The sequence below is a fragment of the Roseibium limicola genome (assembly GCF_017313085.1).
Taxonomy (GTDB): Bacteria; Pseudomonadota; Alphaproteobacteria; order Rhizobiales; family Stappiaceae; genus Roseibium; species Roseibium limicola.
On sequence record NZ_JAFLNF010000009.1, the window covers coordinates 119,984 to 145,292 of the forward strand.

General features: G+C 59.8%; 26 protein-coding genes. 16 read left to right on the plus strand and 10 right to left on the minus strand.

Going from position 1 to position 25,309, the window contains the following annotated elements; translation table 11 throughout:
* Position 1 precedes the first annotated feature (1 nt).
* Together J0X15_RS18290 and dgt are read left to right on the plus strand one after the other, a co-directional pair.
* The gene (locus J0X15_RS18290) at positions 2 to 1,096 is read left to right on the plus strand and encodes an ornithine cyclodeaminase (protein ID WP_206943939.1); all 1,095 of its coding nucleotides are present in this window, start codon (positions 2 to 4) and stop codon (positions 1,094 to 1,096) included.
* Positions 1,097 to 1,606: 510 nt separating this feature from the next.
* Entirely contained in the window at positions 1,607 to 2,938 is a 1,332-nt protein-coding gene (gene dgt, locus J0X15_RS18295) for a dGTP triphosphohydrolase (RefSeq protein ID WP_206943941.1), read from the plus strand.
* Positions 2,939 to 3,637: 699 nt separating this feature from the next.
* Here the strand turns inward: dgt and pyrF are convergent.
* Positions 3,638 to 4,375, minus strand: a complete 738-nt coding sequence (gene pyrF / locus J0X15_RS18300) for an orotidine-5'-phosphate decarboxylase (RefSeq protein WP_206943944.1) — start codon at positions 4,373 to 4,375, stop codon at positions 3,638 to 3,640.
* Positions 4,376 to 4,635: 260 nt separating this feature from the next.
* On the opposite strand from pyrF, the gene hisB reads away from it, so the two are divergent.
* From hisB to coaA, 7 genes are all read left to right on the plus strand, one after another.
* Positions 4,636 to 5,229, plus strand: coding sequence for an imidazoleglycerol-phosphate dehydratase HisB (gene hisB, locus J0X15_RS18305; RefSeq protein ID WP_206943946.1), 594 nt, complete (start codon positions 4,636 to 4,638; stop codon positions 5,227 to 5,229).
* A gap of 11 nt (positions 5,230 to 5,240) precedes the next feature.
* Positions 5,241 to 5,747 (plus strand): DUF2628 domain-containing protein, encoded by a 507-nt coding sequence (locus tag J0X15_RS18310; protein WP_206943948.1) that lies wholly within the window; start codon positions 5,241 to 5,243, stop codon positions 5,745 to 5,747.
* Entirely contained in the window at positions 5,744 to 6,397 is a 654-nt protein-coding gene (hisH, locus tag J0X15_RS18315; protein WP_206943950.1) for an imidazole glycerol phosphate synthase subunit HisH, read from the plus strand. The genes J0X15_RS18310 and hisH overlap by 4 nt, the downstream gene beginning before the upstream one ends.
* Before the next feature lie 22 nt (positions 6,398 to 6,419).
* Positions 6,420 to 7,160: a 1-(5-phosphoribosyl)-5-[(5-phosphoribosylamino)methylideneamino]imidazole-4-carboxamide isomerase gene (gene hisA, locus J0X15_RS18320; RefSeq protein WP_206943952.1), complete on the plus strand. Its 741-nt coding sequence runs from the start codon at positions 6,420 to 6,422 to the stop codon at positions 7,158 to 7,160.
* A gap of 124 nt (positions 7,161 to 7,284) precedes the next feature.
* Positions 7,285 to 8,067, plus strand: a complete 783-nt coding sequence (gene hisF / locus J0X15_RS18325) for an imidazole glycerol phosphate synthase subunit HisF (protein ID WP_206943954.1) — start codon at positions 7,285 to 7,287, stop codon at positions 8,065 to 8,067.
* Positions 8,068 to 8,123: 56 nt separating this feature from the next.
* On the plus strand, positions 8,124 to 8,447 hold the full coding sequence (locus tag J0X15_RS18330) for a phosphoribosyl-ATP diphosphatase (protein WP_206943956.1): 324 nt from the start codon (positions 8,124 to 8,126) through the stop codon (positions 8,445 to 8,447).
* Positions 8,448 to 8,517: 70 nt separating this feature from the next.
* Positions 8,518 to 9,483 (plus strand): type I pantothenate kinase, encoded by a 966-nt coding sequence (coaA, locus tag J0X15_RS18335; RefSeq protein ID WP_206943958.1) that lies wholly within the window; start codon positions 8,518 to 8,520, stop codon positions 9,481 to 9,483.
* A 172-nt stretch (positions 9,484 to 9,655) separates the two neighbouring features.
* Here coaA and J0X15_RS18340 read toward each other — a convergent pair whose 3' ends face one another.
* The 6 genes from J0X15_RS18340 to J0X15_RS18365 all read right to left on the minus strand — a co-directional run bounded on the left by J0X15_RS18340 (position 9,656) and on the right by J0X15_RS18365 (position 16,043).
* Positions 9,656 to 10,747 carry a beta family protein gene (locus J0X15_RS18340; protein ID WP_206943960.1) on the minus strand — a complete coding sequence of 364 codons (1,092 nt, stop codon included), beginning with the start codon at positions 10,745 to 10,747 and terminating at the stop codon, positions 9,656 to 9,658.
* A 10-nt stretch (positions 10,748 to 10,757) separates the two neighbouring features.
* Positions 10,758 to 11,324: an ImmA/IrrE family metallo-endopeptidase gene (locus J0X15_RS18345; protein ID WP_231710490.1), complete on the minus strand. Its 567-nt coding sequence runs from the start codon at positions 11,322 to 11,324 to the stop codon at positions 10,758 to 10,760.
* A 3-nt stretch (positions 11,325 to 11,327) separates the two neighbouring features.
* Positions 11,328 to 11,858, minus strand: coding sequence for a hypothetical protein (locus J0X15_RS18350; protein ID WP_206943962.1), 531 nt, complete (start codon positions 11,856 to 11,858; stop codon positions 11,328 to 11,330).
* Between the two features lie 108 nt (positions 11,859 to 11,966).
* A complete protein-coding gene (locus J0X15_RS18355; RefSeq protein WP_206943963.1) occupies positions 11,967 to 13,946 on the minus strand; it encodes a VHL beta domain-containing protein in 1,980 nt (659 codons plus the stop codon).
* A 117-nt stretch (positions 13,947 to 14,063) separates the two neighbouring features.
* Positions 14,064 to 14,621 (minus strand): ActR/PrrA/RegA family redox response regulator transcription factor, encoded by a 558-nt coding sequence (locus J0X15_RS18360; RefSeq protein WP_206943967.1) that lies wholly within the window; start codon positions 14,619 to 14,621, stop codon positions 14,064 to 14,066.
* Positions 14,622 to 14,702: 81 nt separating this feature from the next.
* The gene (locus J0X15_RS18365) at positions 14,703 to 16,043 is read right to left on the minus strand and encodes an ActS/PrrB/RegB family redox-sensitive histidine kinase (protein ID WP_206943976.1); all 1,341 of its coding nucleotides are present in this window, start codon (positions 16,041 to 16,043) and stop codon (positions 14,703 to 14,705) included.
* Between the two features lie 200 nt (positions 16,044 to 16,243).
* On the opposite strand from J0X15_RS18365, the gene secB reads away from it, so the two are divergent.
* Positions 16,244 to 16,732 (plus strand): protein-export chaperone SecB, encoded by a 489-nt coding sequence (secB, locus tag J0X15_RS18370; protein WP_206943978.1) that lies wholly within the window; start codon positions 16,244 to 16,246, stop codon positions 16,730 to 16,732.
* A gap of 103 nt (positions 16,733 to 16,835) precedes the next feature.
* Here the strand turns inward: secB and J0X15_RS18375 are convergent, their stop codons facing one another.
* From J0X15_RS18375 to hrcA, 3 genes are read right to left on the minus strand one after another with little or no spacing between them, the layout of a single operon-like run.
* Positions 16,836 to 17,645 (minus strand): HesA/MoeB/ThiF family protein, encoded by an 810-nt coding sequence (locus J0X15_RS18375; RefSeq protein ID WP_206943980.1) that lies wholly within the window; start codon positions 17,643 to 17,645, stop codon positions 16,836 to 16,838.
* Positions 17,646 to 17,675: 30 nt separating this feature from the next.
* Positions 17,676 to 17,957: a CPCC family cysteine-rich protein gene (locus J0X15_RS18380; RefSeq protein ID WP_206943982.1), complete on the minus strand. Its 282-nt coding sequence runs from the start codon at positions 17,955 to 17,957 to the stop codon at positions 17,676 to 17,678.
* Positions 17,958 to 17,963: 6 nt separating this feature from the next.
* Entirely contained in the window at positions 17,964 to 19,013 is a 1,050-nt protein-coding gene (gene hrcA / locus J0X15_RS18385) for a heat-inducible transcriptional repressor HrcA (protein ID WP_206943984.1), read from the minus strand.
* Positions 19,014 to 19,277: 264 nt separating this feature from the next.
* Between hrcA and rph the strand changes: the two genes are divergently transcribed.
* The 6 genes from rph (at position 19,278) to J0X15_RS18415 (ending at position 25,300) form a co-directional block, all read left to right on the plus strand.
* Positions 19,278 to 19,991: a ribonuclease PH gene (rph, locus tag J0X15_RS18390; protein ID WP_206943986.1), complete on the plus strand. Its 714-nt coding sequence runs from the start codon at positions 19,278 to 19,280 to the stop codon at positions 19,989 to 19,991.
* A 44-nt stretch (positions 19,992 to 20,035) separates the two neighbouring features.
* Positions 20,036 to 20,674, plus strand: a complete 639-nt coding sequence (rdgB, locus tag J0X15_RS18395) for an RdgB/HAM1 family non-canonical purine NTP pyrophosphatase (protein ID WP_206943995.1) — start codon at positions 20,036 to 20,038, stop codon at positions 20,672 to 20,674.
* Entirely contained in the window at positions 20,674 to 21,849 is a 1,176-nt protein-coding gene (gene hemW / locus J0X15_RS18400) for a radical SAM family heme chaperone HemW (protein WP_206943997.1), read from the plus strand. The genes rdgB and hemW overlap by 1 nt, the downstream gene beginning before the upstream one ends.
* 377 nt (positions 21,850 to 22,226) lie before the next feature.
* A complete protein-coding gene (gene phaZ / locus J0X15_RS18405) occupies positions 22,227 to 23,831 on the plus strand; it encodes a polyhydroxyalkanoate depolymerase (RefSeq protein ID WP_231710499.1) in 1,605 nt (534 codons plus the stop codon).
* 119 nt (positions 23,832 to 23,950) lie between these two features.
* Positions 23,951 to 24,364 (plus strand): DUF2852 domain-containing protein, encoded by a 414-nt coding sequence (locus J0X15_RS18410; protein WP_206944001.1) that lies wholly within the window; start codon positions 23,951 to 23,953, stop codon positions 24,362 to 24,364.
* A gap of 162 nt (positions 24,365 to 24,526) precedes the next feature.
* Positions 24,527 to 25,300 (plus strand): M48 family metallopeptidase, encoded by a 774-nt coding sequence (locus J0X15_RS18415; protein WP_206944010.1) that lies wholly within the window; start codon positions 24,527 to 24,529, stop codon positions 25,298 to 25,300.
* Positions 25,301 to 25,309 lie beyond the last annotated feature (9 nt).

Below are 25,309 nucleotides of genomic sequence, written 5' to 3' on the forward strand. Positions count from 1 at the left end.
GATGAGCACGCCCTACGATCTGACTGCCAACAAGCCCGCCCCGTCGAACCTGGCCTATGTGCCGTTCGTCAGCGTCGACAACATGATGCGTATCATCGCAGAAAAGGGTGTTGAGACGATCATCGAAGGCATCGCCGGCTATATCGAGGCAGATTTCAAACGCTGGGACGAATTCGACAAGAAGCCGCGCATTCCGGCCCATGCCCCGGAAGGCGTCATTGAGCTGATGCCGACCAGTGACGGCAAGACCTTCGGCTTCAAATACGTCAACGGCCATCCGGGTAACACCCGCTCCGGTCGTCAGACGGTGACCGGCTTTGGCGTGCTCGCCGATCTGGTCAACGGTTATCCGGTGCTGTTCACTGAAATGACCATCCTGACGGCCTTGCGCACCGCAGCGACCTCGGCGCTCGTCGCCAGGTATCTGGCGCCCAAAAATGCGCGCACCATGGCGATCATCGGTAATGGCGCGCAATCCGACTTCCAGTGCCTTGGCTTCAAGCAGCTGGTGGGCATCACGGACATCCGCGCCTATGACATTGATGCGGCTGCCAGTCAGCGTCTGAAACGCAATCTGGCTGGCTCCGGGCTGAATGTGACGGTGTGCAGCTCGCCGGAAGAGGCTATCGAAGGGGCGGATATCGTCACCACGGTCACCGCCGACAAGAAGAGCGCGACGATCCTGACCGACAACATGATCGGCAGCGGAGTCCATATCAACGCGGTCGGTGGCGATTGTCCCGGCAAGACCGAGCTGCACAAGGACATCCTGTTGCGCTCCGACATCTTCGTCGAGCTGCCCGAGCAGACCCGCATTGAGGGCGAGATCCAGCAACTGGCGCCGGATCACAAGGTTACTGAACTGTGGCAGGTAATGCGCGGTGAGGTTCCCGGCCGCACGTCGGAAAGCCAGATCACCCTCTTTGACAGCGTCGGTTTCGCCATCGAGGATTTCGCCGCATTGTGCTACCTGCGCGAAATCCTCAAGACCACGGCTCATTTCGAGAAGCTGGATCTTCTGGCTGACCCGGACGACCCCCGCGATCTCTACGGGATGGTTCTGCGCGCCACCGTCGGCCAAACCAACGCGGCCTGAGGCATTTTGGGCTCCCCCCGTCATCCCCCTGCGCCATCTCATGGCTCGACCCCTTCTGTTTGGGGGGAATCCATGCCGTTACATCTCGGCATGCGAGAGCTTTCCCGAGACGTACGGCAACGGCATGGATTGCAGGATCAAGTCCTGCAATGACGGTGGGGGATGGAGACGACAACCTTCCTTATCGTCATCTCGGGCGAGGGCAACGTCTGAAGATCCGGGATCGGTGAGCCGAGGCCTGGATGATGGTCCGTGGCCCCCCGGCCCCGGATCGCGCTGGCGCTTTTCCGGGGTGACGATGGTGGGGACTTCTGTGTTGCTAGTCCCAGCAGGCGCAAACCTCTCATCCGTCATGGTCGGGCTTGTCCCGACCATCCAGTCACTCGAAGCCTGGATCCTCGGCACGGGGCCGAGGGTGACGATGGTAGGGGATTGTCCCTTTCCCCTCGCCTCCTGCAGGATCAGCCGCTACAACACTCGGCGACTGAAACAAAGCCACGGGAGCGCGCCTTGGACTGGGCCCAATTGCTGGATGGACGCCGACTTCAGGATCTCAACTACGAAGAGCAGCCGAACCGACCGTCCTATTTGCAGGACGCGGATCGGATCACCTTTTCCGCGCCCTTCCGCCGACTGGCCAACAAGACCCAGGTGCATCCGCTTTATGAAAACGATCACCTGCACCACCGGCTGATTCATTCCATCGAGACCAGTAGCGTTGGGCGGTCCCTCGGGGTTGAAGTCGGCGAGTGGCTGGAGCGGGCAGGCAAGATGCCCGAGGGCGATCGCCACCGGATTTCCGGCATCGTCTCTGCCGCCTGCCTGGCCCACGACATCGGCAATCCACCGTTCGGCCATTCCGGCGAGGCCGCCATCGGCCAGTGGTTCGAGGACAAATTTGCTAAAAATGCGCCGCTTTTTGCCGATCTCGATCTGGCGCACCAGGCCGAGTTCAATGAGTTCGAAGGCAACGCCCAGGGCTTCCGCATCCTCACCCGGCTGGAGATGCGCCGCAATCAGGGCGGCATGCGGCTGTCGCGCGGGGTGCTTGGCGCCTTCACCAAATATCCAGTGACGGCCGATGTGAAGAATCGCCTGTCAGAGCCCTATTGCGGCCTGAAAAAATTCGGTGTCTTCGCCAGCGACCTGCCGCAGTTTGAGGAGGTTGCCCAGGCCACCGGCCTGCCGATGGTTGAACATGGCCAAGGCACCTGGTGGCGCCGCCATCCGTTGGTGTTCCTGGTCGAGGCCGCCGACGACATTTGCTACAATATTCTCGACATGGAAGACGCCTACACCTCCGGCGATCTGTCGTTTGATGCCGTGTTCGACCTGTTGGCGCCATTGTCGGAACTGGAATCCGGTGCAAAGTCGCGTCGTCTGCCGGAAGAGGCCATCTCCTATGCCCGTGCCCTGGGTGTCGGCAAGGCCATTCGCGCCAGTGTCGAAGCGTTCGAGACGCATTATGAGGCGATTATGGACGGCACGTTTTCCGAGGCCTTGATTGAAGTTTCCTCAAAGGCGGACGAGTTCAACGCCATCAAGAAAGTCGCTCGCGAGCGGCTGTTTACCTCAAAGCGCAAGACCGAGCTGGAGGTGATGGGCCGCAACGTCGTCCACCGGGTGCTGGATGGCATTTCGGATGTCTTCGAGGCGTTGCACCGGGCTGATTGGCAGGAAAATCAGCTCTCCTCCTATCACCGCCAGCTGGTGAAAGCCGCTGGTCTGGATCTGCGCGACGTGACCGACAGCTACACGGCGCTCCATTCCTTAGCCGACTATGTATCCGGCATGACCGACCGTTACGCGGTCAAGATCGCCAAAATGCTGAACGGCGGCTGATTGTCAGAGCCTTCCTTTTGTCATCCCGGACGAAGGCAACGCCTGAAGATCCGGGATCGGTGAGCCGAGGTGTTGTGGTTGGTCCGTGGCCCCCCCGCCCCGGATCGCGCTGACGCTTGTCCGGGGTGACGATGGTGGGGGTGTTTGCAGCTGGGCGAAGCAGGCGCGTGGGGCGCAATCCTCCCGACCATCCAGTCACTCGAAGTCTGGATCGTCGGTACGGGGCCGAGGGCGACTGTGGAGAGGGGGTTGTTTCAACTGACCTCCTATCCGCCCGTCATCTCATGGCCCGACCACTTCTATTCGGGGAAAACCCAATTCGATACGCCACGGGAGGCGAAAGTTTTTCCCGAGACGTACGGCAACGGCATGGATTGCAGGATCAAGTCCTGCAATGACGGCTTGGGCATGTTGACGACAACCTTCACTCCGTCATCCCGGACGAGGGCAACGCCTGAAGATCCGGGATCGGTGAGCCAAGGTGTTGTGGTTGGCCCGTGGCTCCCCGGCCCCGGATCGCGCTGGCGCTTGGCCGGGGTGACGATGGTGGAGGCGTGTTGCTGGGTTCTGCAGGCGCGTGGGGCGCAACCCTCTCGGTCGTCATGGTCGGGCCTGACCCGACCATCCAGCACCTCGAAGTCTGGATCCTCGGCACGGGGCCGAGGATGACGAAAAGCAGCGCCGGGCCACCCACCGCGCTTAGAGGGCGGCTTCGATCTCCGCGACAATCTGCTGGGCTGTCGCCCGTGGATCGGCCGCCTGATTGAGCGGGCGTCCGACCACCAGGTAATCCGATCCGGCGCGGATCGCGTCGCCCGGGGTCATGACGCGCTTTTGGTCGCCGGCCGCATGGCCTGAGGGCCGGATGCCGGGTGTGACAGTGACCAGCTCGTCGCCCAGAATGGACTTCAGCGAGCCAACTTCAGTGGCAGCGCACACGATCCCGCCCATGCCGGCGGCCCTTGCATCGGCCGCACGGGCGGAGACCACGTCGGCAATCGGCCCCTTGTAACCCGCATCGGTCAGGTCTGCCTCGTCCATCGAGGTCAGAACAGTGACGCCGAGCAGGCAGAGATCGCGGTTGCACTCTTCGCGCAGGGCCTGCACCGCTGCCCGCATGGTCTTTGGATAGGCGTGAACGGTCATGAAGGTGACGCCCATCTTGGCGACATTCTTGACCGCCCGCAAAATCGTATTGTCGATGTCGTGCAACTTCACATCGAGGAAGATTTTGTGTCCGCTGGCCGCCAGATCGCGCGCCAGCTCCAGCCCACCGGCGAACTGCAGTTCCATACCGATCTTGTAGACGCCGATATCGCCTTCCGTCGCGTTTACCAGAGCTTCGGCCTGTTGCGCGGTTGGCACATCCAGGCCCATAATCAGGCGATTGCGGGCAGAGGTCGGGGCGAAGCGGTTCAGGGTAGCAGCGGTGGACATCGGGCCTCTCTTTTGCACGCCTGTGAAGCGTTTGCGCGTGTGGGCGCCGAAGCGCAGAAATCTGGCGCCGGGCGGGGTCTTTCAGGAGTTCGGAATTGGGGTTTTCATACCATCGAGAAGCGCCTCAATCCAGCTTGAATTCGCTGGCTTGAGCCAAACTCAAACAAGACAACGGCTTATAAGTGTTTCAATGCCATCATTCGCCTGCTAAAACGGCGCCGTTTCGTCGGGCACCTCCGGCAGCCAAGGAAGGATGAGAGATGCGCACAGCGAAGATCTCGCGCGACACCAAGGAAACCCGCATTTCCGCTGAGATCAATCTGGATGGCACGGGCGCTTATGATGTAGCGACCGGGGTCGGCTTTTTCGATCATATGCTGGAACAGCTGGCGCGACATTCGCTGATCGACATCACCGTGCGCGCTGAAGGCGACACTCACATCGATTTCCACCATACCGTGGAAGACACTGGCATTGCCATCGGACAGGCCATCCGCGAGGCGCTGGGCGACATGGCCGGCATAACCCGCTATGGTGACACGCATCTTGCCATGGACGAGGCCCTGACCCGCTGCGCGCTGGACGTCTCCGGCCGTCCGTTCCTGGTCTGGGACGTGACGTTCGACCGCGACAAGGTGGGGGATTTCGATACGGAGCTGTTTGAGGAGTTCTTCCGCGCGTTCGCCATGAACGCCGGCATCACGCTGCATATCGCCAATATCTACGGGTCTAACAATCACCACATCGCCGAGACCTGTTTCAAGGCTGTGGCGCGGACTCTGCGCAAGGCAGTTGAAATCGATCCGCGTCAGGCAGATCGTCTTCCGACGACCAAAGGCAAGCTTGGCGGCTAAGGACGACAGACATGACCAGTTTCTATGTAATGGGACCGGCGGATCTGCAGGATCCGGTGTCCAGCCCGCGTGAAGCGGACCGGCTCGTGTTCATCCCCGAAAAATTCTCCTGGGGGGCATTCGTGCTCTCCATTCTGTGGCTGATCTGGCACCGCATGTGGTTGGTGTTGCTGGGGTTCCTGACCGTCTCCATCGCCGTTCAGGGGGCCGCAAACTTCGCGGGCGGTCCTGCGCCGTTTTTCGCCGGCTGGGCGGTTGCCTTTTTGCTGGCGCTGGAGGCCAACGGATTGCGCCGCTGGACCCTGCAGCAGGCCGATTGGCGTACGCTGGGTCTGGTCACTGCAGCTGATGAAACCGAGGCCGAATTGCGCTATTTTGCCAAGTTGCAGGCACAAGCCGACGGACGGGTGGAAAAGGACCATCCGCCAGCACCGATTGAGCGCCGCTCCAGCATCATTCCGCGCGTCGGCACCGAGCGTGTTGCCGGTCTGACCCTCAGCCCGGAGGCAGGCCGATGAGCGTTGCAATCGTTGATTACGGAGCCGGCAATCTGCATTCGGCGGCAAAGGCTTTCGAGCGCGCCGCCCGCGATCATGCCAAGACGCCGGATGTGTTTGTCACCAGTGATGCGGACCGGGTGGCCAAGGCCGACCGTATCGTCCTGCCGGGCGTTGGCGCCTATGCGGACTGCAAGCGCGGGCTGGCTGCGGTCGACGGCATGATCGAGGTGCTGAACGAGCAGGTTGGCAAGAACGCCAAGCCATTCCTCGGCATTTGCGTCGGCATGCAGCTGATGGCCAGCCGTGGACTTGAATTCGAGACCATCGAAGGCCTCGACTGGATCGCCGGTGATGTCACTGCGATGGTGCCGAGCGAGCCGGAGCTGAAGATCCCGCATATGGGCTGGAACACCATCCAGGTGCGCGACAGCGGGCACGCAGTGCTGAAGGGCCTTGCGACCGGCGACGACGGTCTTCACGCCTATTTCGTCCATTCCTACCACTTCGCCACGGCGCGTGAGCAGGACCGGCTGGCGACCTTCGACTATGCCGGAACCTTCACGGCCATCGTGGCCAAGGACAACATGATCGGAACCCAGTTCCACCCGGAAAAGAGCCAGCGGCTCGGTCTCGGCCTGATTTCGAATTTCCTGGACTGGGCGCCTTGAGGCGCCTCAAAGTGAGCGACAGATGATCCTCTTTCCCGCAATCGACCTGAAGGATGGTCAATGTGTGCGCCTCAAGCTGGGCGACATGGACCAGGCCACGGTCTTCAACGATAACCCCGGCGCTCAGGCGAAAGCCTTTGAGGACCAGGGGTTTGAATGGCTGCATGTGGTCGATCTCAACGGCGCCTTTGCCGGTGAAAGCGTCAATGGCGAAGCGGTCGACAGCATCCTGGCGTCGACCGGAAATCCCGTGCAGCTCGGCGGCGGCATCCGCACCCTGAAGCATATTGAAGCCTGGCTGGAAAAGGGCATTTCCCGCGTCATTCTCGGCACCGTTGCCGTCCGGGATCCGGAGCTGGTCAAACAGGCCTGCAAGGCATTTCCCGGCAAGGTAGCCGTCGGTATCGACGCCAAGGGCGGTTATGTCGCCGTTGAAGGCTGGGCGGAAACCTCAGAACTGACCGCCGTTGACCTGGCAAGACAGTTCGAAGATGCCGGTGTGGCTGCCATCATCTACACCGACATTGACCGCGATGGCATCCTGAAGGGCCTGAACATTCCTTCAACACTGGAACTGGGCCGCGCCGTCTCCATTCCGGTGATCGCCTCTGGTGGTCTTGCCTCCATCGACGATATTCACCGCCTTCTGGAGCCGGATTGCGACATTCTGGAAGGTGCGATTTCTGGCCGCGCGCTTTATGATGGCCGTCTCGACCCGAAAGAAGCCATGGACCTGATCCGGGCCAAGCGGAGTGCTTCATGACCCTGAAAGCCCGTGTGATCCCCTGCCTTGGCGTTAAAGACGGACTGCCCGTCCACCCGCAGCGGCTTTGCCGTGAGGCTGGACAAACACAGGGTTTCGGCGCGACCCCGGTGGGAGCAATCGAATGCTGAAAGCCCGCGTGATCCCCTGCCTTGACGTCAAAGACGGACGCGTCGTCAAAGGCGTGAACTTTGTCGATCTGGTCGATGCCGGCGATCCGGTGGAGGCTGCCAAGGCCTATGATGCCGCTGGCGCCGACGAATTGTGTTTCCTCGACATCACCGCCAGTCACGAAGGCCGCGACACGATTTATGACGTCGTCAGCCGGACGGCAGAAGCCTGCTTCATGCCGGTGACGGTCGGCGGCGGCGTGCGGGCGGTGGAAGATATCCGCAAGCTGCTGATTGCCGGCGCCGATAAGGTTTCGATCAACACGGCCGCCGTCAAGAACCCGGATTTCATCCGCGAGGCAGCCGAGAAATTCGGGTCCCAGTGCATTGTCGTGTCGATTGACGCTAAGCAAGTCAATGCGCCGGGGGATCCGGACAAGTTCGAGATCTTTACCCACGGCGGGCGCACCCCAACGGGCATCGACGCGGTCGAGTTTGCGAAAAAGGCCGTGGCGCTGGGCGCCGGCGAGCTGCTGGTGACCTCGATGGACCGGGATGGGACCAAGTCCGGCTACAACATCGCCCTCACCCGGGCGATTGCCGATGCGGTTCCGGTGCCCGTCATTGCCTCAGGCGGTGTCGGCAATCTGACCCATATGGTGGAAGGCATCCGCGACGGCCACGCGACAGCGGTTCTTGCAGCCTCGATCTTTCACTTTGGCGAATATACCATTCACGAAGCCAAGGCTCACATGCAGGATGCGGGCATCGCCATGCGTATGGACGACACGATCTGACTGGTTCGGACACCTCTTCGAACGGGCGCGCCTGCGCCGCTACGGAAGCTAGACCAATGACCCATTTTACTCTGTCTGATCTGGACGCCATTATCGCTCAGCGTGCGGAAAGTCAGGACGAAATGTCCTACACCCGCAAGCTGATGGGCAAGGGCGTCGCCAAATGCGCACAGAAGCTGGGCGAAGAAGCGGTGGAGGCAGCCATCGCAGCGGTGCAACACGACAAGCCCGATTTGACGGGTGAAGCTGCAGATGTGCTTTATCACCTTCTCGTGCTACTCAAAGCGTCTGACGTGCCACTCGACGACGTCATGGCGGAACTTGAGCGGCGAACTGCCCAGACGGGCCTTGAGGAAAAGGCGTCGCGTCCTCAGGAATAGGACCAGCGCCGGATGGCCTTTGGGCTGATTGCCACTTTGGCCCGAGACCACTTTGGGACGACAAGAGACGATGGATCAGGCTGTGACCCTGAAACCGGAAATGGACCTCTCACCGTATCGGGTGTTTACCGAGCGGGAGTGGGCCCGCCTGCGCAAGAGCACCCCGATGACCCTGGCCTCGCAAGAGGTCGAAGAGCTGCGTGGTCTGAACGATCCGATGTCGATGGGCCAGGTGGAGAAGATCTACCTGCCGCTGTCGCGGCTTCTGGCCTATTACGCCGAAGCGACAGTCGGCCTGCATCAGGCGTCGCAGAATTTCCTTGGCATCAAGGACGGCAAGACCCCGTTCATCATCGGTGTTGCCGGTTCCGTTGCGGTGGGAAAATCGACCACCTCTCGCCTTCTGAAGGCACTATTGGCCCGCTGGCCGGCCAGTCCCAAGGTTGATCTGGTGACGACGGATGGTTTTCTCTATCCGAATGCGGTGCTGGAATCCCAGGGGATCATGCACCGCAAGGGTTTTCCGGAAAGCTTTGACCGGGCCAAGCTGCTGAAATTCCTGTCTGATATCAAGGCCGGTCGCCGCAACGTCCGGGCCCCGATCTATTCCCACTTTTACTACGACAACATGCCCGGCCATTCGGTCACCGTCGACAAGCCGGATATCCTGATTGTCGAGGGGCTGAACGTGCTGCAGACCCGCGAGCTGCCCAAGGATGGCCGCGCGGTGCCGTTTGTCTCTGATTTCTTTGATTTTTCAATCTATATCGATGCGACGGAAGAGCAGCTGTTGAGCTGGTATGTCGACCGCTTCATGCGTCTGCGTGAGACGGCCTTCCGCGATCCGGGCTCGTATTTCCATAAATACTCGCGGATCGATGATCGCGAAGCGCTGGAAACCGCCAACCGGATCTGGAACGAGATCAACCTGGTGAACCTTCGGGAAAATATCCTGCCGACGCGCCCACGCGCCGATCTGATCCTGACCAAGAACGACGCTCACCGGATCGCCAAGGTCGCCCTGCGCCGGATTTGATATCACTTGAACCGATCAAAGAAAAAGCCCCGCCGAAAGGCGAGGCTTGATGTCGTTTGTAGCGTGTAAGCACGGATAGTAAACGATTAAAAGTCCTGTCTGCCATTTTCAGCCTTGAGAAGGCGTTTGTTGGACTTTCCGATGTGTCGTTGAAGTGCATTTGAATTATTTACTAAAACGCGTCATCACTCCATTCTTCATCGAGAGCGTCTGGCGGTGGGAGGTGCCCGTAGTAGGCCTGCCGGTGTAAGTGGATGTTGATACGAGCCGAATACATCTTAGGCATTGTGTCTATTGCAAAGGCTTGGCCGGCTGCGGTTGCCTCTATGAGTTGCTCGCCCCAAATGCCGAGATTTCCGGCCCATTGGGGACTGCTCGTAATTCTCTGCGCGGCTTCTTGAAAAGAAATTGGATCGGCTTTGTTCCGAGCAATGACCCAAGAGCGATCAGTGGGATAGTCAATCCGATACTTTGGTTGGCTTGAATGGCCGTAGCTTCTCGGCCTAGTCGTGCCCCAGTCGCCGTAGATTATCTTCGGATGGTTCGTGGCCTGTTGCACCTGAGCAAGCAGATTCCGGTTCGTAAAGTTGCAAACATCAGTTCCGTCAAAGACAGTGAAGTCTTTTGGAAATGAAGTGCATGAAATAGCAATCGGCACTTCAAGCGGTATCGTGGAGAAAAAGTTGTTTGTGTATCCAATCGCGAGTGCCGCCATTTGTAATGGATCCGGCACCCATCCAAATTCGAACACCACGGCGTAGTCATTCGCACCTTCTGCAGCAAGCTCCACCACTAAGGCGGGCATCCATTGTGGTATGCCCGAACCGATGCCCTCTGCAAGGTTCATCCGCAGACAAAAAGTACGGTCGTTCTCTCTAGCCCAGTTAATCTGTTCGCGCGCACTTTCAATTGTGCGCTCTGCCATTAGTAGACATGGGTTGGCTTTTGGGTATTCGAGAAGGAGCTGCCACCATGCATCAAGGTCAGCTGGTTTCTCAGCGAGCCGTGCCCAAAGCTCCTTCGCCTCGTTTGGCTTGTCATTCATCCGGTAGTAGGTGTCTACGTCGATGAAGTAAGGTCGGGATGGGTAGGCTTCTTCAAATTTGTCCAGCGCACGGGTCAACGGTGTGGTTGAAAGCCAAGGGGCCAATAGGACGAGGGGCGTCAATCTGTCTTTCGTGCTGCCAGGAAGTTCTTTTAACCCACTCAGCTCAGCGGGGCGGACGCCTAGCGTGACCAAATATTCCTGAACATCCATTGCCATTCCCGCTTCCTCAGGTCATCTGCAACTTGATTTCCATCGCCGTAGTGGAAACTCCAAAGCGACGGGCAAGATCTTCAATGACTTCACTGGTCGCAGGCCCGGAATACTCCTCTGCTGCTGCAGTCAGCTCGGCAGAGGGGATCACTAGGTCCGAGGCGAGTCTGTTGGCCTCATACTCTATGTTCTCGGGTTGCCCCGAACGCAGCAACACGTTCTCAGACCAGCCACCATCGGCAATGATCCGTTCTTTGTGCAGCAGAAAGTGAGCCAGTTCATGCGCTAGCGTGAAGCGTTGACGGTATTTTGCCTCGTGGCGATTGATGCGGATAACAAACTCGCCATCTTCTTGGCCAATTTGGCCTGAGGTGCCTCGTGGAAGAGTAGAGAGCAAAACTTTTACTCCCAACCGCTTGGCGATCGCTCCTAGTTTGACTGGGTGTTCCGAAAGATATTCGTCAAGAGCCTTTCGTGTCTCGGGGGGGAGGTTTCTGTACTCCCGAGAAGGTTGTTTGACCTCCCAGGCGTTTGACGATGCCACGAGTTGCGTGTTCCCTTTCATGACTTTTTCATCCTGCATTTATCATTCTTGATCGCCGCCCTCGACTACATCCTCAGGATCCATCACAGGGCCGCCAGAATAAAGCCTTTCCATGATCCTTCCCACGGCTGCATCAAGGGCGCCTGTTCGGGCGAGTGCGGTCAAAATTTCTTCGCGATGTTCGTTATCTGCAAGCGCGACTTTAATCGCAACTGGCAATATGTCTCTGACTTTCCTATCAACTTTGGGGTCGAGATCATTCGTCATTGTTTCATTGATTTTTTCTGCTGCTGCGGCCTTCGCATCTCTGGCGGCCTCGTCCTTGATCTCACGCAGGGTTTTCAGTGCCACCAAACCAATAACCAATGCACCTACTGTTACTGCGAGACCAATAGCACCAAGGAAAATTGTCGCAACAGTAAGTAATAAGTCCACATAGTCAGCGCGTGACGGATCAAGGTGGGTGGTTTGTCCCTGACTAGACATTCCCCATCCGAACCAGAATATAATAGCCCCTACGGCGGAAAACCCACCAACAATTGCGCCAAGTAAAGTTGCTCCGATTTTTCCCATTTCTCAAAGCCACGCTTATGAAAAAACTCAAAACCCATCAGAATTAGAACGTTTGAAGAATAACATAAAGCCAGCGTCAAATGCGGATTTAAAGGTAGTTTTACATTTTCACCTGAGCGAACAGAAGACGTCCCTTTGACCGGGGCGTGACCAGGTGGTGTTTCCCGGCTGGCCCTGGAACAGGAAGCCCTCACGGCCATAGGCAAAGCTGGAGGCTGCGCCAAGACGGGGAAGGGTCACTTGCTGAGCCCCCATCTGGGCAATGGTCACCTGCGACTGGTCCGGCGAGAAGGTCACCCGCAAGTCGACGCCGGCATCACACAGATAGTCGGCGACGCGTACATTGGCGAAACCGGCGTTGCTGTTGCCGTTGCCAAAGCCCGAGGATGAGCCAAGCGGACGCGGCCCGCCGATGTCTGCCGGTGGAAGCGGACCGGCAGGGCCCCCATCAAAGCCGGGTGCAGGTGGTGGCGCGCCAAAGCCGTTGTTATTCTGATTGAACGGTTGGGTCTGTGGCTGTTCGAAACGCTGACCGCCAGTGATCGAGACTTCCCGATAAGGCGAGCGCGAGACGAAGATTCCAAGGCACGGACCATTGGTTTCCCGCACCAGCCAGGCGTGGGTCACAAAGGTTGGCTGGTTCAGCATCTGTCCCGGCTCCAGCGTAGCAAAATGCCGGGTGTTGCCGTCATAGCCGATCCAGTTGACGTCGACAGGCCGGGTACTGTTGTTCTGGAAGACGATCTGGCCATTGCGTTCGCCCTGCAGGGACCGAACGCGTCCGGCCTCCGAACAAGAGAGATCAGCGGCAGTGCGCCCAGGACCCGACCCGCCTGGCTGTCCAGGAAAACCGGATGGCTCTGTCCCAAATCCGTTGGCGGGATCCTCACCAACAATGCGCTGAGGCTCTGAACAGGTGGCCACGAACAGCCGCACCGGGGTGGCGCTGCCCTTCAGTGATACCGAATAGGCCGGTGTGCCCTGGATTTGCACTTTCAGCTGGGATTCAGAGATCAGCGACTGCCACAACGGGTCCGTCAACGGCAGGGTAACCTGCGGAAAGGACTGGCCGTACTGGTTGTTGCTGCTGGAGCCGACGGCCGTGTAGGTCATCGAGAACGCACCGGCGGAAAGCGAAACCGGCTCGGTTACGCCCTCAGAAGTGCTGGGGGAGGTCTGGGCAAAGACGATGGTCGCCTGGCCGCTCTGGGTCAGACAGGCCGCGCGGAAGTCGATATCGTCGGTTTGCGAAACCCCATGGGTCAGATAGCTGCGGTCGCCCGGCTGGCTGCCCGGATCGGATTCCCAGACCCGGTTTTCCGCCTGTCCGACCGTGACCGCATCGCCTGAAGCGGGTGATTTTGTCGAGCCGTCCTGTTTGGGGCGGTGCCGGTTGAGACTTTCCCCGACAATTGTATTCAAGTCCTGACTGGACTTGGCGCTCTCCGGCGTATTGTCGATCGGTGTGTCGACTTTTTCCAGTGGCTTGAGAAGCGTACCGCCGTCGCCTTTGGTTTTCTTCTCCGTCAGCTGATCACGCGTCGCAGGCGCCTGGCCCATTGCAGGCCCGGATTCGTCTGCCGTCGCCGGGTCCTGGTCGCGGGGTGGCTGGGGCCGTGTTGCAGATTGAGCTGGTGTGCTGGACGGGTCGGACTTGCGGGTTTCGGCCGCAGGCGTTGCTTGCTTGGTTGGCGACGGGACGGCTCCCTCGGAGCCGCCGATGACACGGGCGCCGGCAGGTTTGCCGTCGCTGCCGACGTCCACCAACAGCGTGTCGCCGGAGCAAAGATCGGCAGAGCGGTTGAGAACACGGCTGTTTTCCAGTGTCACCTGCAGCTCGACAGAGCACGGTGGCAGGCTGTCGGCACTGCCCAGTGTATCAATCACCACTCCTGCGTCGTCGCGGCTGATGATGGGCCGATAGCGCCCATCTATGGTGACGGAGCGAATGCCCGGTTTGACGGGTTTGACCTGAATCCTCAACGTTTCCGGTGGGGTTTGAGCCTGAGCAGCCGTGGCCAGCAGTAAAACAGCGGATGCAGCTGCAGAGAACAATAGGCGTGATGCGCGGTTATTTCGCGGCCGCATGGAGACCTCCGGCAAGATCGGAACAACAAACAGGGATTTGGCTGTTACTTAGGCAAATCGGCGGCAATAGGGCAAGCTGTCTTGGGAAACACCCTCGGACGCCCTTCGGTTCCGGTGTTATCGCGGCGCGCGCTTCGCAAGAATGCGCTGCAGTGTTCGCCGGTGCATGTTCAGGCGGCGTGCGGTTTCCGAAACGTTGCGGTCACACAGCTCATAGACGCGCTGAATATGTTCCCAGCGCACCCGATCGGCGGACATCGGATTTTCCGGCGGCGGCGCCTTGTCTTCCGGCTGGCGGGCCAGGGCTGCGACGATATCGTCCGGGTCCGCAGGCTTGGCGAGATAATCGACGGCACCCATTTTCACCGCGGTCACGGCCGTGGCGATATTGCCGTAGCCGGTCAGGATGATCGCACGGGAATCCGGTCGCTGCTGGTGGATGACTTCAATGACGTCGAGACCGTTGCCGTCTTCCAGCCGCATGTCGACGATGGCAAAGGCGGGAGCCTGAATGCGCACCTTTGCGGTGGCTTCGCCCAATCCGTCGGCGGTTTCAACGGTGAAGCCGCGCTTTTCCATGGCACGCGCCAAGCGCTGCTGGAATGCCTTGTCATCATCGACAATCAGCAGGGATTTGTCAGTGTAGTCGTCCAAGAGCGGCGGTACATCCGTCATCGATGTCTTCCTGTTATTCCTGACTTACGCTCAATCCAGCGGTTCGGTTTACTCAGAAAGGGTTTAGGGCAGGTTTACCCTTTAGGACAGCTTATGGCCGGAAATCCAGGAGGCGTCCACTCGTTCCTTGGTCTCGATTGTCGCACGCGGCCATGTCACACGAATTGAGGCGCCGGTCTCCGGTGGCGGGCGATTTTCGATGGCGATTTTCGCGCCTGTGCGCTCCAGCAGGGTTTTGGCAATGAAAAACCCCAGGCCCAATCCGCCACCGGTTTCGCTGCGCCCTGCCCGGCCACGGGCGGTGACATAGGGGTCGCCGATCTTGGTAAGCAGGTCCTGGCTGAAACCCGGACCATCGTCGCGGATCGTCACGGTGACGGATTTGTTGTCCCACAGGGCACCGACTTCTGCTTTGCTGTCGGCAAAGTCGACGGCGTTCTCCACCAGATTTCCCAGACCGTAGCGAATGGCGGCATTGCGGGAGCCGACCGGCTCTGGACCCTCCCCGGACAAAGAGGTTTCCAGCGCGACGCCGAACCCCCGGTGCGGATCGATGACTTCTTCCAGCAGTTGCGACATCGACATGCGCTGGAAGGTCGTGTCTTCGTCGCTCGACAAGGAATTGAGCCGGCGCAGGATTTCACGGCAGCGCTCGGACTGCTGCCGAATGAGCAGAATGTCTTCCTTGCGCGGGTCGTCATCCTCGAACTCGTCGCTCAGTTCCTTTGCCGCCAGCAAAATGGTGGCCAACGGTGTGCCCAGTTCGTGTGCCGCCGCCGTGGCCAGTCCATCCAGAGCGCTCAGATGCTGTTCTTTCTGCAGAACCAGCTCGGTCGCCGCCAGCGCATCGGCCAGGTTTCGCGCCTCATTCGCCACCTTGAAGGCATAGGTCGCCATGAAACCCAGCGTCAGCACCAGAGCGACCCAGACCCCGACCGAATAGACCGGCGGGCGTGCAAAGGCCGTATCGCCGGGCCATGGCAGGGGCATATGCAGGACGGCCAGCAAACTGGCGGCAACGGTCGCCAGTGTTCCCAGCACGATCGTGTAGCGGGCAGACAGCGCTGTCGCCGACACCATCACCGGCGCCATCAGCAGGAAGGCAAAGGGATTGCCCAAACCACCGGTCAGAAACAGCAGGCCACTCATCTGGGCAATGTCATAGCCCAGCTGCAGCGCAGCGGATCGTTCCGAAATGCGCACTGCAGCGGGCGAGCGGATTTTCAGGAAGACGTTCAGCCAGGCAGACAGGGCAACCAGAGAAAAGGCAAGGCCTACCGGCGTCGGATAGCCCAGGCCGATGCTGACAACGAGCAGCGCGGCGGTTTGGCCGGCAACAGCCAGCCAGCGCAGCCGAACCAGTGTGTCGAGCCGGAGGCGTTGCGAGGGCCCGGCAACCCGAAAGGCGGTATTTTCAAGCATAACACCGTTTTGGTCGCCTTTTGCGCGGGTGACAAGAGGTTCTTTACCGACCCTTTGCTTGTCCGCTCTTGTCCCGACGGGCTGCAAATGCTAGCCGTCTTGCACGGATGGTGGGGAAGCACTGCGGGCCCTCCACCAGGAAGGTTCGGCCGGAGCGGTCGGACTTGCCTTCGAAAACCGCAAAACGGAATGAGTTGAAGATGACCGATACCAATGACGCCGGCGCGCAGCCGCAGGCAGAAAACGCGCCCGCTGCGCCGGGTATGAACATCCTGGGACAGTACATCAAGGATCTGTCCTTCGAAAATCCGAATGCGCCGCGCTCCCTGCAGCAGGGTGAGCAGCCGAAGCTTGACATCAACGTCAATGTAAACGCACAGCCGGTTGGCGAAGATCAGTTCGAAGTGGTCATTACGCTTTCTGCGAAAGCCGAGCGCCCGGACATGGTGATGTTCAACGTGGAGCTGGTTTATGCCGGCCTTTTCCGCATCACCAACGTGCCGCAGGAGCATATGCATCCTTTCGTGATGATCGAATGCCCGCGCATGCTGTTCCCCTTCGCCCGCAACATTCTGGCCGAAGCAAGCCGCAACGGTGGTTTCCCGCCGCTGCTGCTGGATCCGATCGATTTCGCCCAGCTCTACCGCCAGAACATGGCGCAGCAGGCCAGCCAGGCAAAGCCGAACTAAGGCTTAGCGTCTGGACGAAATGCAAAAAAGGCCGTGGCTTTCGCCGCGGCCTTTTTTCATGGAATATCGGCAAAGCAGCTTGCCGGCCTGCGTGTGAGCGGCCTTATAGCAGCTCCAGCATCTCGACCCAGGTTTTCGGCGCATCGCCGCTGAGCGGGTTCTTTGCCGACCACTTGTATTTGACCGTCTCCATCCGAAACGCCCGCGCATCAAACAGGATCAGCCGCCCCACCAGACTGTCGCCGGTTCCGGTTAGCTCCTTGATGACTTCCATCGCCTGCATGGCGCCGATGATCCCGGTCAGCGCACCGAGCACCCCTGCCTGCTCACAGGTCGGCAGAGCATCATCCGCCGGTCGGTTCGGGAACAGGCAGCGATAGGTCGGGTTCCGGGTGTCGTCGTCTCGGGTTTCATAGGGCTTCAGGGTCGTCAGCGACCCGTCGAACTGCCCGACAGCTGCGGTCACCAGCGGTTTTCCGGCGAAGAAGCAGGCGTCGGACGTCAAATAGCGTGTTGTGAAATTGTCCGAGCCGTCGACCACCAGGTCATAGGCGGAGACCAGTTGCATGGCGTTGTGGCCTGCAAGACGCGAAGGGTGCGGGACCACATCCACATTCGGATTGAGCCTGGCGATGGCCTCTGCCGCGCTGGCGACCTTCGGCTCGCCCAGATGTTCCGTGTCGTGAATGACCTGGCGCTGCAGGTTGGACAGGGACACCGTATCGTCATCGACGATCCCCAGCGTGCCAATGCCGGCGGCTGCCAGATACTGCAGCACCGGCGCGCCAAGTCCACCGGCCCCGATGACCAGCACCTTGGCCTGTTTCAGCTTTTGCTGGCCCGGGCCGCCGATTTCCCGCATCACGATGTGGCGGGCATAGCGTTCCAGTTCGGCAGGAGTGAGCGTCATCATGAGGGATGGGGCTTTCTTCAGGGCAGGGGTCTAGTGTTGCGCTTCCGGCTGCGGCACTTCCTCGGGCAATGGATCGCGGACGTGTTCCTTGACGTTCTCATCACAAGCACCAAACGCCTTGTAGTTTTCCCGCGCGGTCTTGAGGTTGACGTCGTTGGCGCCTTCCGCCAGCGTTTCATCCTTGCGCTGGTCCGGGTCGTTTTCCCAGAAGCAGACCAGGCAGATGTCCCAGTCAGCGGCCATGCCGTCCGTTCCGAGTGTCAGGTTGCCGCAACACGGACAGGCGATGGCCTGTGGCGTTTCCGAATTCATGTGTTCTTATCCTAATATGCGGCTTACCAGTCGAGCCGTGTAGTCGACCATGGGGATGACGCGCGCATAGTTCAACCGGGTTGGACCGATTACCCCAAGAACCCCGACGATGCGCTGCTCCCGGTCGCGATAGGGTGAGACGACCAGTGACGAGCCGGAGAGCGAGAACAGATTGTTCTCCGAGCCGATGAAGATGCGAACGCCGTCGCCTTTTTCCGCCAGGCCAAGCAGCTGGATCAGCTCCTGCTTGTTTTCAAGGTCGTCGAACAGCAGCCGGATCCGCTCCAGATCTTCGGCCGCGCCCATGTCGGTGATCAGATTGGAGCGTCCGCGCACGATCAGCGTGCCGGGTTCGTCGGCGGTGGATTGGCTCCACACCGCAAGTCCGGCGTCGATGATCTTTTGCGACAACTGGTCAAGAGCCGCCTGATTGTCGGTTTTCAGCTGCTCCAGTTCCTTGCGGACCTGACCCAGGGTGCGGCCCTGCAAGCGGCTGTTGAGATAGTTTCCCGCCTCGATCAGCGCAGAAGCGGGAAGCCCTTCAGGCAGGCCGATCACCCGATTTTCCACGGATCCATCTTCGCCGACGAGAACAACCAGCGCCTTCAGCGGTTCGATACGGATGAACTCGATGTGCTTCAGCCGCATGTCGGACTTATGGGTCAGCACCACTCCGGCGCCGCTGGACAGGCCCGACAGCATCTGGCTGGCTTCCGTCAGCACCTGGGCAGCCGAATTGGTCTGTTGCGAGGCCCGCACCTGCACATCGATCTGCCGGCGTTCGTCTTGCGTCAGATCGCCGACTTCCAGCAGCGCATCAATGAAGAAGCGCAAGCCGATCTGCGTCGGCAGACGCCCGGCACTGGCGTGGGGCGAATGCAGCAGCCCCAGATGCTCCAGGTCCGACATGACATTGCGCACCGATGCCGGCGACAACGACATGTTGAGGGCGCGCGCCACATTGCGCGAGCCCACCGGCTCACCGGTATCGAGATAGGTTTCGACTATGGATCGAAAGATCTCCCGTGACCGCTTGTCCAGATCGCTCAGGCTCAACTGGTCATTCTCCCTTGTTGTCCGGGGATTGTCCCGCACAAGAACCGTGATGTGAAGGCCGCTTCTGGCCGGATGGACTGGCAGTCTGCACGGGCTCACTTGTCATGGCTAGATATAGGCGCAAAACCGGGGCAGCGTGCAAGCAGCCTTTGCGTTGTGCACGTTGAAGGTCTACAAGGCGCCCCAACACTGTTTCTGACAGTCCAGAGATTTCCTGCAATTCCGGCGCGCTTGCAAGTGCTGCCGGCCCCTGAGGAGGCTGTGATGCGCCCTTCCAAACGCGCTGCAGACGAGCTGCGCCCCGTGACCCTCGAGCGCGCTGTTTCCAAACACGCCGAAGGCTCCTGTCTGGTGAAATTCGGCGACACGCATGTGCTGTGCACCGCCAGCCTGGAAGAGCGTGTCCCGCCGTGGTTACGTGGCCAGCAGCGTGGATGGGTGACCGCAGAATATGGCATGTTGCCGCGCTCCACCGGCGGCCGTATGCGCCGTGAGGCCAGCACCGGCAAACAGTCCGGCCGCACCCAGGAAATTCAGCGACTGATTGGTCGCTCGTTGCGCGCTATCGTTGATCTGGAAGCGCTTGGCGAAGTGCAGATCACCGTCGATTGCGATGTCATTCAGGCCGATGGCGGCACGCGTACCGCTGCCATCACCGGCGCCTGGATTGCCCTGCGCGACTGCATCGACTGGATGCGGGCTCGTGACATGGTGAAAAAGGATCCGCTGAAGGATCACATCGCGGCGATTTCCTGTGGCATCTACAACGGCGCTCCGGTGCTGGATCTGGATTACGCCGAGGACAGCACGGCAGAAACCGACGCCAATTTCGTGATGACCGGCTCCGGCGGCATCGTCGAGATCCAGGGCACCGCAGAAGGCGCACCTTTCTCCGAAGAAGAGTTCGCCCAATTGATGGGACTGGCAAAGACCGGCATCGGCCGACTGATCGATCTGCAGAAAATGGCTATTCTCTGAGCTGCTTTGCCGCTGGAGACCGAGTTGAGGGACAGGGAACGACAATGACCGCCAGAACGCTGGAACCGGGCCGCCTTGTGGTGGCAAGTCACAACAAGGGCAAGATCCGCGAGATCAATGATCTTCTGGCCCCTTACGGGTTTGATGTGGTTTCCGCCGGTGAGCTTGGCCTGCCCGAGCCGGAAGAAACCGGCACGACCTTTGAGGCCAATGCCGAACTGAAGGCGGTGGCTGCGGCGACGGCCTCTGGCCTGCCCTCGCTTGCTGACGACAGCGGCTTCTGCGTTGCGGCGCTGAATGGCGACCCCGGCATTTATTCTGCGCGCTGGGCCGGGCCTGACAAAGATTTCGCCATGGCCATGCGCACCATCGAGGAAAAACTTCAAACAGCCGGCGCCACCACCCCGGAGCAGCGCGCGGGTTCGTTCGTCTGTGTGCTTTGCCTGGCCTGGCCGGACGGTCATGTGGAGTATTTCCGCGGTGACGTCGAGGGTGAAGTGATCTGGCCCCCGCGTGGCACGGCCGGGTTCGGTTACGATCCGGTCTTCCGTCCCGAAGGTCACGAACGGACCTTTGGCGAAATGACATCTGATGAAAAACATGGCTGGTCGAAGACCGAGCAGGCGCTGTCGCACCGTGCGCGGGCTTTCCAGCTCTTCTCGAAGGCTTGTCTGGAGGGCTGATGACGCAGGAAATTGGGCATAATTCCGCAATTCCCGGCGGGTTCGGCATTTATTTGCATTGGCCGTTTTGCGCTGCCAAATGCCCTTACTGCGACTTCAACTCCCATGTGCGGCACCAGCCGGTGGATCAGGAGCGGTTTGCCGCTGCCTTTGAGCGCGAGTTGGCGCATTTCGCTGAGCTGACGGGCGGGCGCACCGTCAATTCGATCTTTCTGGGCGGTGGAACACCCTCACTGATGGATCCACGTACTGTCGAACGGCTGATGAACGCGATTTCGCGGCACTGGTCGCTGGACAGCAATGTCGAGGTCTCGATGGAGGCCAATCCGTCCAGCGTCGAGGCCGAGCGTTTCCGTGGCTATCGCGCAGCGGGCGTCAACCGGGTATCGCTTGGCGTTCAGTCCCTGCATGACCGGGATTTGCGTTTGCTGGGGCGTCTGCATGACGTGGACACGGCGCTGAAGGCCATCGAGACAGCACGCGAAACCTTTCCGCGCCTGTCGTTCGATCTGATCTATGCCCGCCCCGACCAGACGCCGGAAGCCTGGTCTGCCGAGCTGGAGCGGGCCATCTCGCTCGCAGCCGACCATTTGTCGCTGTATCAGCTGACGATTGAGGAAGGCACGCCGTTTTACAATCTTCACAAGGCCGGCAAGCTGAAGGTTCCCGATCCGGATCTGGGGGCGGAACTCTATGAATTGACCCAGGATGTGACGGCAGCGCACGGGCTTCCGGCCTATGAGGTTTCAAACCATGCCCGGCCGGGTGCGGAATGCCGGCACAATCTGGTGTACTGGCGCTACGGCGATTACGTCGGTGTTGGTCCAGGCGCTCATGGCCGTCTGACTGTCGGCGTCAACAAGGTGGCCACCGCGATTGAGCGGCATCCGGAAAGCTGGCTGGAGGCGGTTGAAGCCCATGGTCACGGTATGGTGGAGAACACGGGTTTGACCTGTGAAGAGCAGGGCGACGAGTACCTTCTCATGGGCCTGAGGCTGGTCGAAGGTATCGATCTCAACCGCTACCGCATGCTTTCCACCCGCGAAGTGGATGAGAACAAGATCGACGATCTGATCAGTCACGGCATGGTCGAGCGGCTCGACGCGACGCATGTGCGTGCAACGCGGGAGGGCTTTTCGGTCCTCGATGCGGTGGTAGCTGATTTGGCTGCATAAGCAATGACTTGTTGGATATTGTCATTATTTGCAGGGCAAACCCTGCTTGTTTGCGCACGTCCATGGTATTTTTGACGATAATCGCTTCTGCACGTTGGCACCGTCTTGGTATTTTGCAGTATTGCGCGGGCTTCCTCTGAGGGCTATGCTTGTTGCGATGCAAAAAACGTCAGACCCCGGATTTGCTACGGCTGCCGGGTGCGGCAAACCGGCCGCTTGAGACCGCCCTCTTTCGGGGACCGTGAAACGATGGCCACATTGTTTCGCGACGCATTCCCAGTCACGGTGGTCGATCCAGGCCGGGTCAAGGAGACCTGCGCGTGCTCTATTATCAGTTTTACGAGCTAAACCATGCTTTCGTCGGCCCGATGCGGGCCATGGCGGATATGACCAAGCTCTGCTTCCAGAACCCGCTCAATCCCTTCACTCACACCGAAGTCGGGCGGTCTGTCGCGGCCGGTTGTGAAGTGCTGGAGCGAATGACACGACGCTATGGCAAGCCGGAATTCGGACTGAAGGACACGCTGGTCGGTGGATCACGGGTACCTGTGACCGAACGTGTGGTCTGGTCGCGCCCGTTCTGCGATCTGCTGCACTTCGAGCGCGGCACGACGAGCCGCAGCAAGGACCCAAAGGTTCTGGTGGTTGCGCCTATTTCCGGCCACTACGCCACGCTGCTGCGCGGCACGGTGGAAGCGCTTCTGCCCCGCGCCGATGTCTACATCACCGATTGGATCGACGCCCGCATGGTTCCGGTGCAGGATGGCAAGTTCGATCTCGATGACTACATCGATTACATCATCTCCATGCTGCACTTTCTCGGCCCGGACACGCACATCGTTGGCGTATGCCAGCCATCTGTGCCGGTGCTGGCGGCGGTGGCGGTGATGGAAGGCCGTGAAGACCCTTATGTTCCGGCCTCGATGACTCTGATGGGGGGGCCGATTGACACCCGCATCGCGCCGACGGCAGTGAACGAACTTGCCGTCGACAAGGGCATCGACTGGTTCCGCAACAATGTCATCATGAAGGTGCCCTTCCCGCATCCGGGCGTGATGCGCGATGTGTATCCTGGTTTCTTGCAGCTGACCGGTTTCATGAGCATGAACCTGGATCGGCACATGACGGCGCACAAGGACTTCTTCCAGCAACTGGTGGAAGGCGATGGCGACAGCGCCGACAAGCACCGCGACTTCTATGACGAATATCTCGCAGTGATGGATCTGACGGCGGAATTCTATCTGCAGACCGTCGAGTCGGTCTTCATCGACCACTCCCTGCCGAACGGCACCATGATGCATGGCGACACGCTGGTGGATTGCAGCAAGATCCGTCGCACTGCGCTTTTGACCGTCGAAGGCGAGAAGGACGACATCACCGGTCGTGGCCAAACCAGAGCAGCTCATGCGCTGTGCTCCAATCTGGATGACGACATGAAGGCGCATTACGAGCAACCCAATGTTGGCCACTACGGCGTCTTCAACGGGTCTCGCTGGCGTGCTGAAATCTGCCCGCGGGTGATGGATTTCATCCAGTCGCATCGCCAGGATGGCTCCTCACGGCCTGCTGCAAAGCCTTCGGTTGAAGCTGCGGACAAGACGAAAGCTGTTGCTGAACCGGCCGTCAGCGATGCGAAGGCGGTCGAGCCTGCCCAAGCGGCTGAAAAGACGCCGGACAAGGCATCTGCGCAAGCAGAGAAAACAGTGGCCCCTGCGGTCAAGGCAACCACCGATAGCGAGCCTCTGGAAAAGATCCTTCTGGCGAGCCCGCAAGGGGTTGCCGACGATTTGAAGGCAATCAGCGGTGTTGGGCCAAAGCTGGAATCGGCTTTGAACGGCGCGGGCATCTTCCACTATTGGCAGATCGCCGGACTGACCGAAACCCAGATCGAAGCACTTGATACGAAACTCGATTTCCGCGGCCGTATTGCCCGCGACGGGTGGATTGATCAGGCGCGAAAACTATCGGAAATGGTTGCCTGAAGTTACGCTCAGACGATGGACCCGGAATTACTGGGAACTTAAAATCGGTAAAGACGTTCTTGCAAGTCTGTCGTCGCGTCACCATCTGAAACTTGTTGATGTTTGTGATGGATGGAGCGATGACAACTGCAACGAGTGCAATCAAACCGGCATGGACGCCGCTGACAACTGGCCTGATGATTTTGGGCTTTGTGGCGTTCTGGCCTCTCGGCCTTGCCATGCTGGCCTATATCCTCTGGGGTGACCGTTTCCAGGACATGGCACGTGATGCCAAGAGCCAGTGGAACAGAAGCCCGATGAAAGGATGCATGAACCAGATGAACGGTAATGGCTATGCCCGCACCGGCAATGTGGCGTTCGACGACTACCGCGAGCGTGAGCTGAAGCGGCTGGAAGAAGAACGCGCCAAGCTGGAAACCATGCGCAACGAGTTCGACGAGTTCCTGCGGGAGCTGCGCCGGACCAAGGACCAGGGTGAGTTTGACCGTTTCATGGCCGATCGAGGACATGGACCGACCACACCTTCGGCCTGACAGGCCTTCCGATCTGACCCAGCTTGAGAGTTGAGTTGGAGATCGGGCAGGACGGAGAGCGGCGCTTGCGAAAGCGCCGCTTTCGTCGTTTTGAAGGACAGGCTAGACTGTCCGTCTTACGTGATTTGCGCCCTGCGCCTGAAGTCGGATCTCAAGAAAACCATGCTGCTGCGCGGCCGCCGCAAACTCCTGCCCCCCCATATCGAGATTTCGACCGAAAGCGGGCCTTTGCGCATTCGCTTGAGGCCGGATCCCCGCGCCAAGCGTTATCTCTTGCGTTTGCCGGCGGATGCCTCCGGCCCGGTCATGACAGTGCCGAAAAACGCTGACCTGAAGCGGGCCGAGCGGTTTGCCCTGGCGCATGTCGACTGGCTGCTGGAGCGCATGGACCAGCGCCCTGACCCGGTGGCGATGGCGCCCGGCGACATCATCCCACTGCGTGGTGAGGATCATCTGATCTGCCCGACAGGCAAGCTGCGAGGCCTGGTGCGTCAGGTGGCCTGCAGTGACCCGGATCGCCTGGGCGTGCCTGATGCGTCTGGCGCTGCCCTGCCGGAGTTGCATGTGCCGGGTGAAGCTGAGCATGTGCCACGCAAGCTGACGACCTGGCTCAAGGCTCAGGCACGCAAGGATCTGGAACAGGCGGTCAGTTTTCACGCGCAGCGTCTGGGCAAACCCTATGCGGCGATTTCCGTGCGCGACACCCGCAGCCGCTGGGGCTCCTGCGCTTCCAACGGTCGGCTGTCATTCTCCTGGCGTCTGATCCTGGCGCCACCGGAAATCCTTGATTACGTCGCCGCCCACGAGGTGGCGCATCTCGCCGAGATGAACCACTCCGACCGTTTTTGGGCGGTCTGCGAAGAGCTGGCTCCACACACCAGAACTGCCCGCAAGTGGCTGAAAGACAATGGTGTTCGGCTGCATGGTTACGGCTGAGGTCGCAGA

Excerpts from the sequence above, each read along its gene's own strand:
- phaZ (WP_231710499.1), top strand. The coding sequence starts at position 22,227 with ATGGCGGATATGACCAAGCTCTGCTTCCAGAACCCGCTCAATCCCTTC.
- hisB (WP_206943946.1), top strand. The coding sequence starts at position 4,636 with ATGCGCACAGCGAAGATCTCGCGCGACACCAAGGAAACCCGCATTTCC.
- J0X15_RS18350 (WP_206943962.1), bottom strand. The coding sequence starts at position 11,858 with ATGGGAAAAATCGGAGCAACTTTACTTGGCGCAATTGTTGGTGGGTTT.
- J0X15_RS18290 (WP_206943939.1), top strand. The coding sequence starts at position 2 with ATGAGCACGCCCTACGATCTGACTGCCAACAAGCCCGCCCCGTCGAAC.
- hisH (WP_206943950.1), top strand. The coding sequence starts at position 5,744 with ATGAGCGTTGCAATCGTTGATTACGGAGCCGGCAATCTGCATTCGGCG.
- J0X15_RS18330 (WP_206943956.1), top strand. The coding sequence starts at position 8,124 with ATGACCCATTTTACTCTGTCTGATCTGGACGCCATTATCGCTCAGCGT.
- J0X15_RS18365 (WP_206943976.1), bottom strand. The coding sequence starts at position 16,043 with ATGCTTGAAAATACCGCCTTTCGGGTTGCCGGGCCCTCGCAACGCCTC.
- J0X15_RS18360 (WP_206943967.1), bottom strand. The coding sequence starts at position 14,621 with ATGACGGATGTACCGCCGCTCTTGGACGACTACACTGACAAATCCCTG.
- pyrF (WP_206943944.1), bottom strand. The coding sequence starts at position 4,375 with ATGTCCACCGCTGCTACCCTGAACCGCTTCGCCCCGACCTCTGCCCGC.
- hisA (WP_206943952.1), top strand. The coding sequence starts at position 6,420 with ATGATCCTCTTTCCCGCAATCGACCTGAAGGATGGTCAATGTGTGCGC.
- coaA (WP_206943958.1), top strand. The coding sequence starts at position 8,518 with ATGGATCAGGCTGTGACCCTGAAACCGGAAATGGACCTCTCACCGTAT.
- J0X15_RS18310 (WP_206943948.1), top strand. The coding sequence starts at position 5,241 with ATGACCAGTTTCTATGTAATGGGACCGGCGGATCTGCAGGATCCGGTG.
- rdgB (WP_206943995.1), top strand. The coding sequence starts at position 20,036 with ATGACCGCCAGAACGCTGGAACCGGGCCGCCTTGTGGTGGCAAGTCAC.
- J0X15_RS18415 (WP_206944010.1), top strand. The coding sequence starts at position 24,527 with ATGCTGCTGCGCGGCCGCCGCAAACTCCTGCCCCCCCATATCGAGATT.
- J0X15_RS18345 (WP_231710490.1), bottom strand. The coding sequence starts at position 11,324 with ATGCAGGATGAAAAAGTCATGAAAGGGAACACGCAACTCGTGGCATCG.
- secB (WP_206943978.1), top strand. The coding sequence starts at position 16,244 with ATGACCGATACCAATGACGCCGGCGCGCAGCCGCAGGCAGAAAACGCG.
- J0X15_RS18375 (WP_206943980.1), bottom strand. The coding sequence starts at position 17,645 with ATGATGACGCTCACTCCTGCCGAACTGGAACGCTATGCCCGCCACATC.
- J0X15_RS18410 (WP_206944001.1), top strand. The coding sequence starts at position 23,951 with ATGACAACTGCAACGAGTGCAATCAAACCGGCATGGACGCCGCTGACA.
- rph (WP_206943986.1), top strand. The coding sequence starts at position 19,278 with ATGCGCCCTTCCAAACGCGCTGCAGACGAGCTGCGCCCCGTGACCCTC.
- hemW (WP_206943997.1), top strand. The coding sequence starts at position 20,674 with ATGACGCAGGAAATTGGGCATAATTCCGCAATTCCCGGCGGGTTCGGC.
- J0X15_RS18380 (WP_206943982.1), bottom strand. The coding sequence starts at position 17,957 with ATGAATTCGGAAACGCCACAGGCCATCGCCTGTCCGTGTTGCGGCAAC.
- J0X15_RS18340 (WP_206943960.1), bottom strand. The coding sequence starts at position 10,747 with ATGGCAATGGATGTTCAGGAATATTTGGTCACGCTAGGCGTCCGCCCC.
- hisF (WP_206943954.1), top strand. The coding sequence starts at position 7,285 with ATGCTGAAAGCCCGCGTGATCCCCTGCCTTGACGTCAAAGACGGACGC.
- J0X15_RS18355 (WP_206943963.1), bottom strand. The coding sequence starts at position 13,946 with ATGCGGCCGCGAAATAACCGCGCATCACGCCTATTGTTCTCTGCAGCT.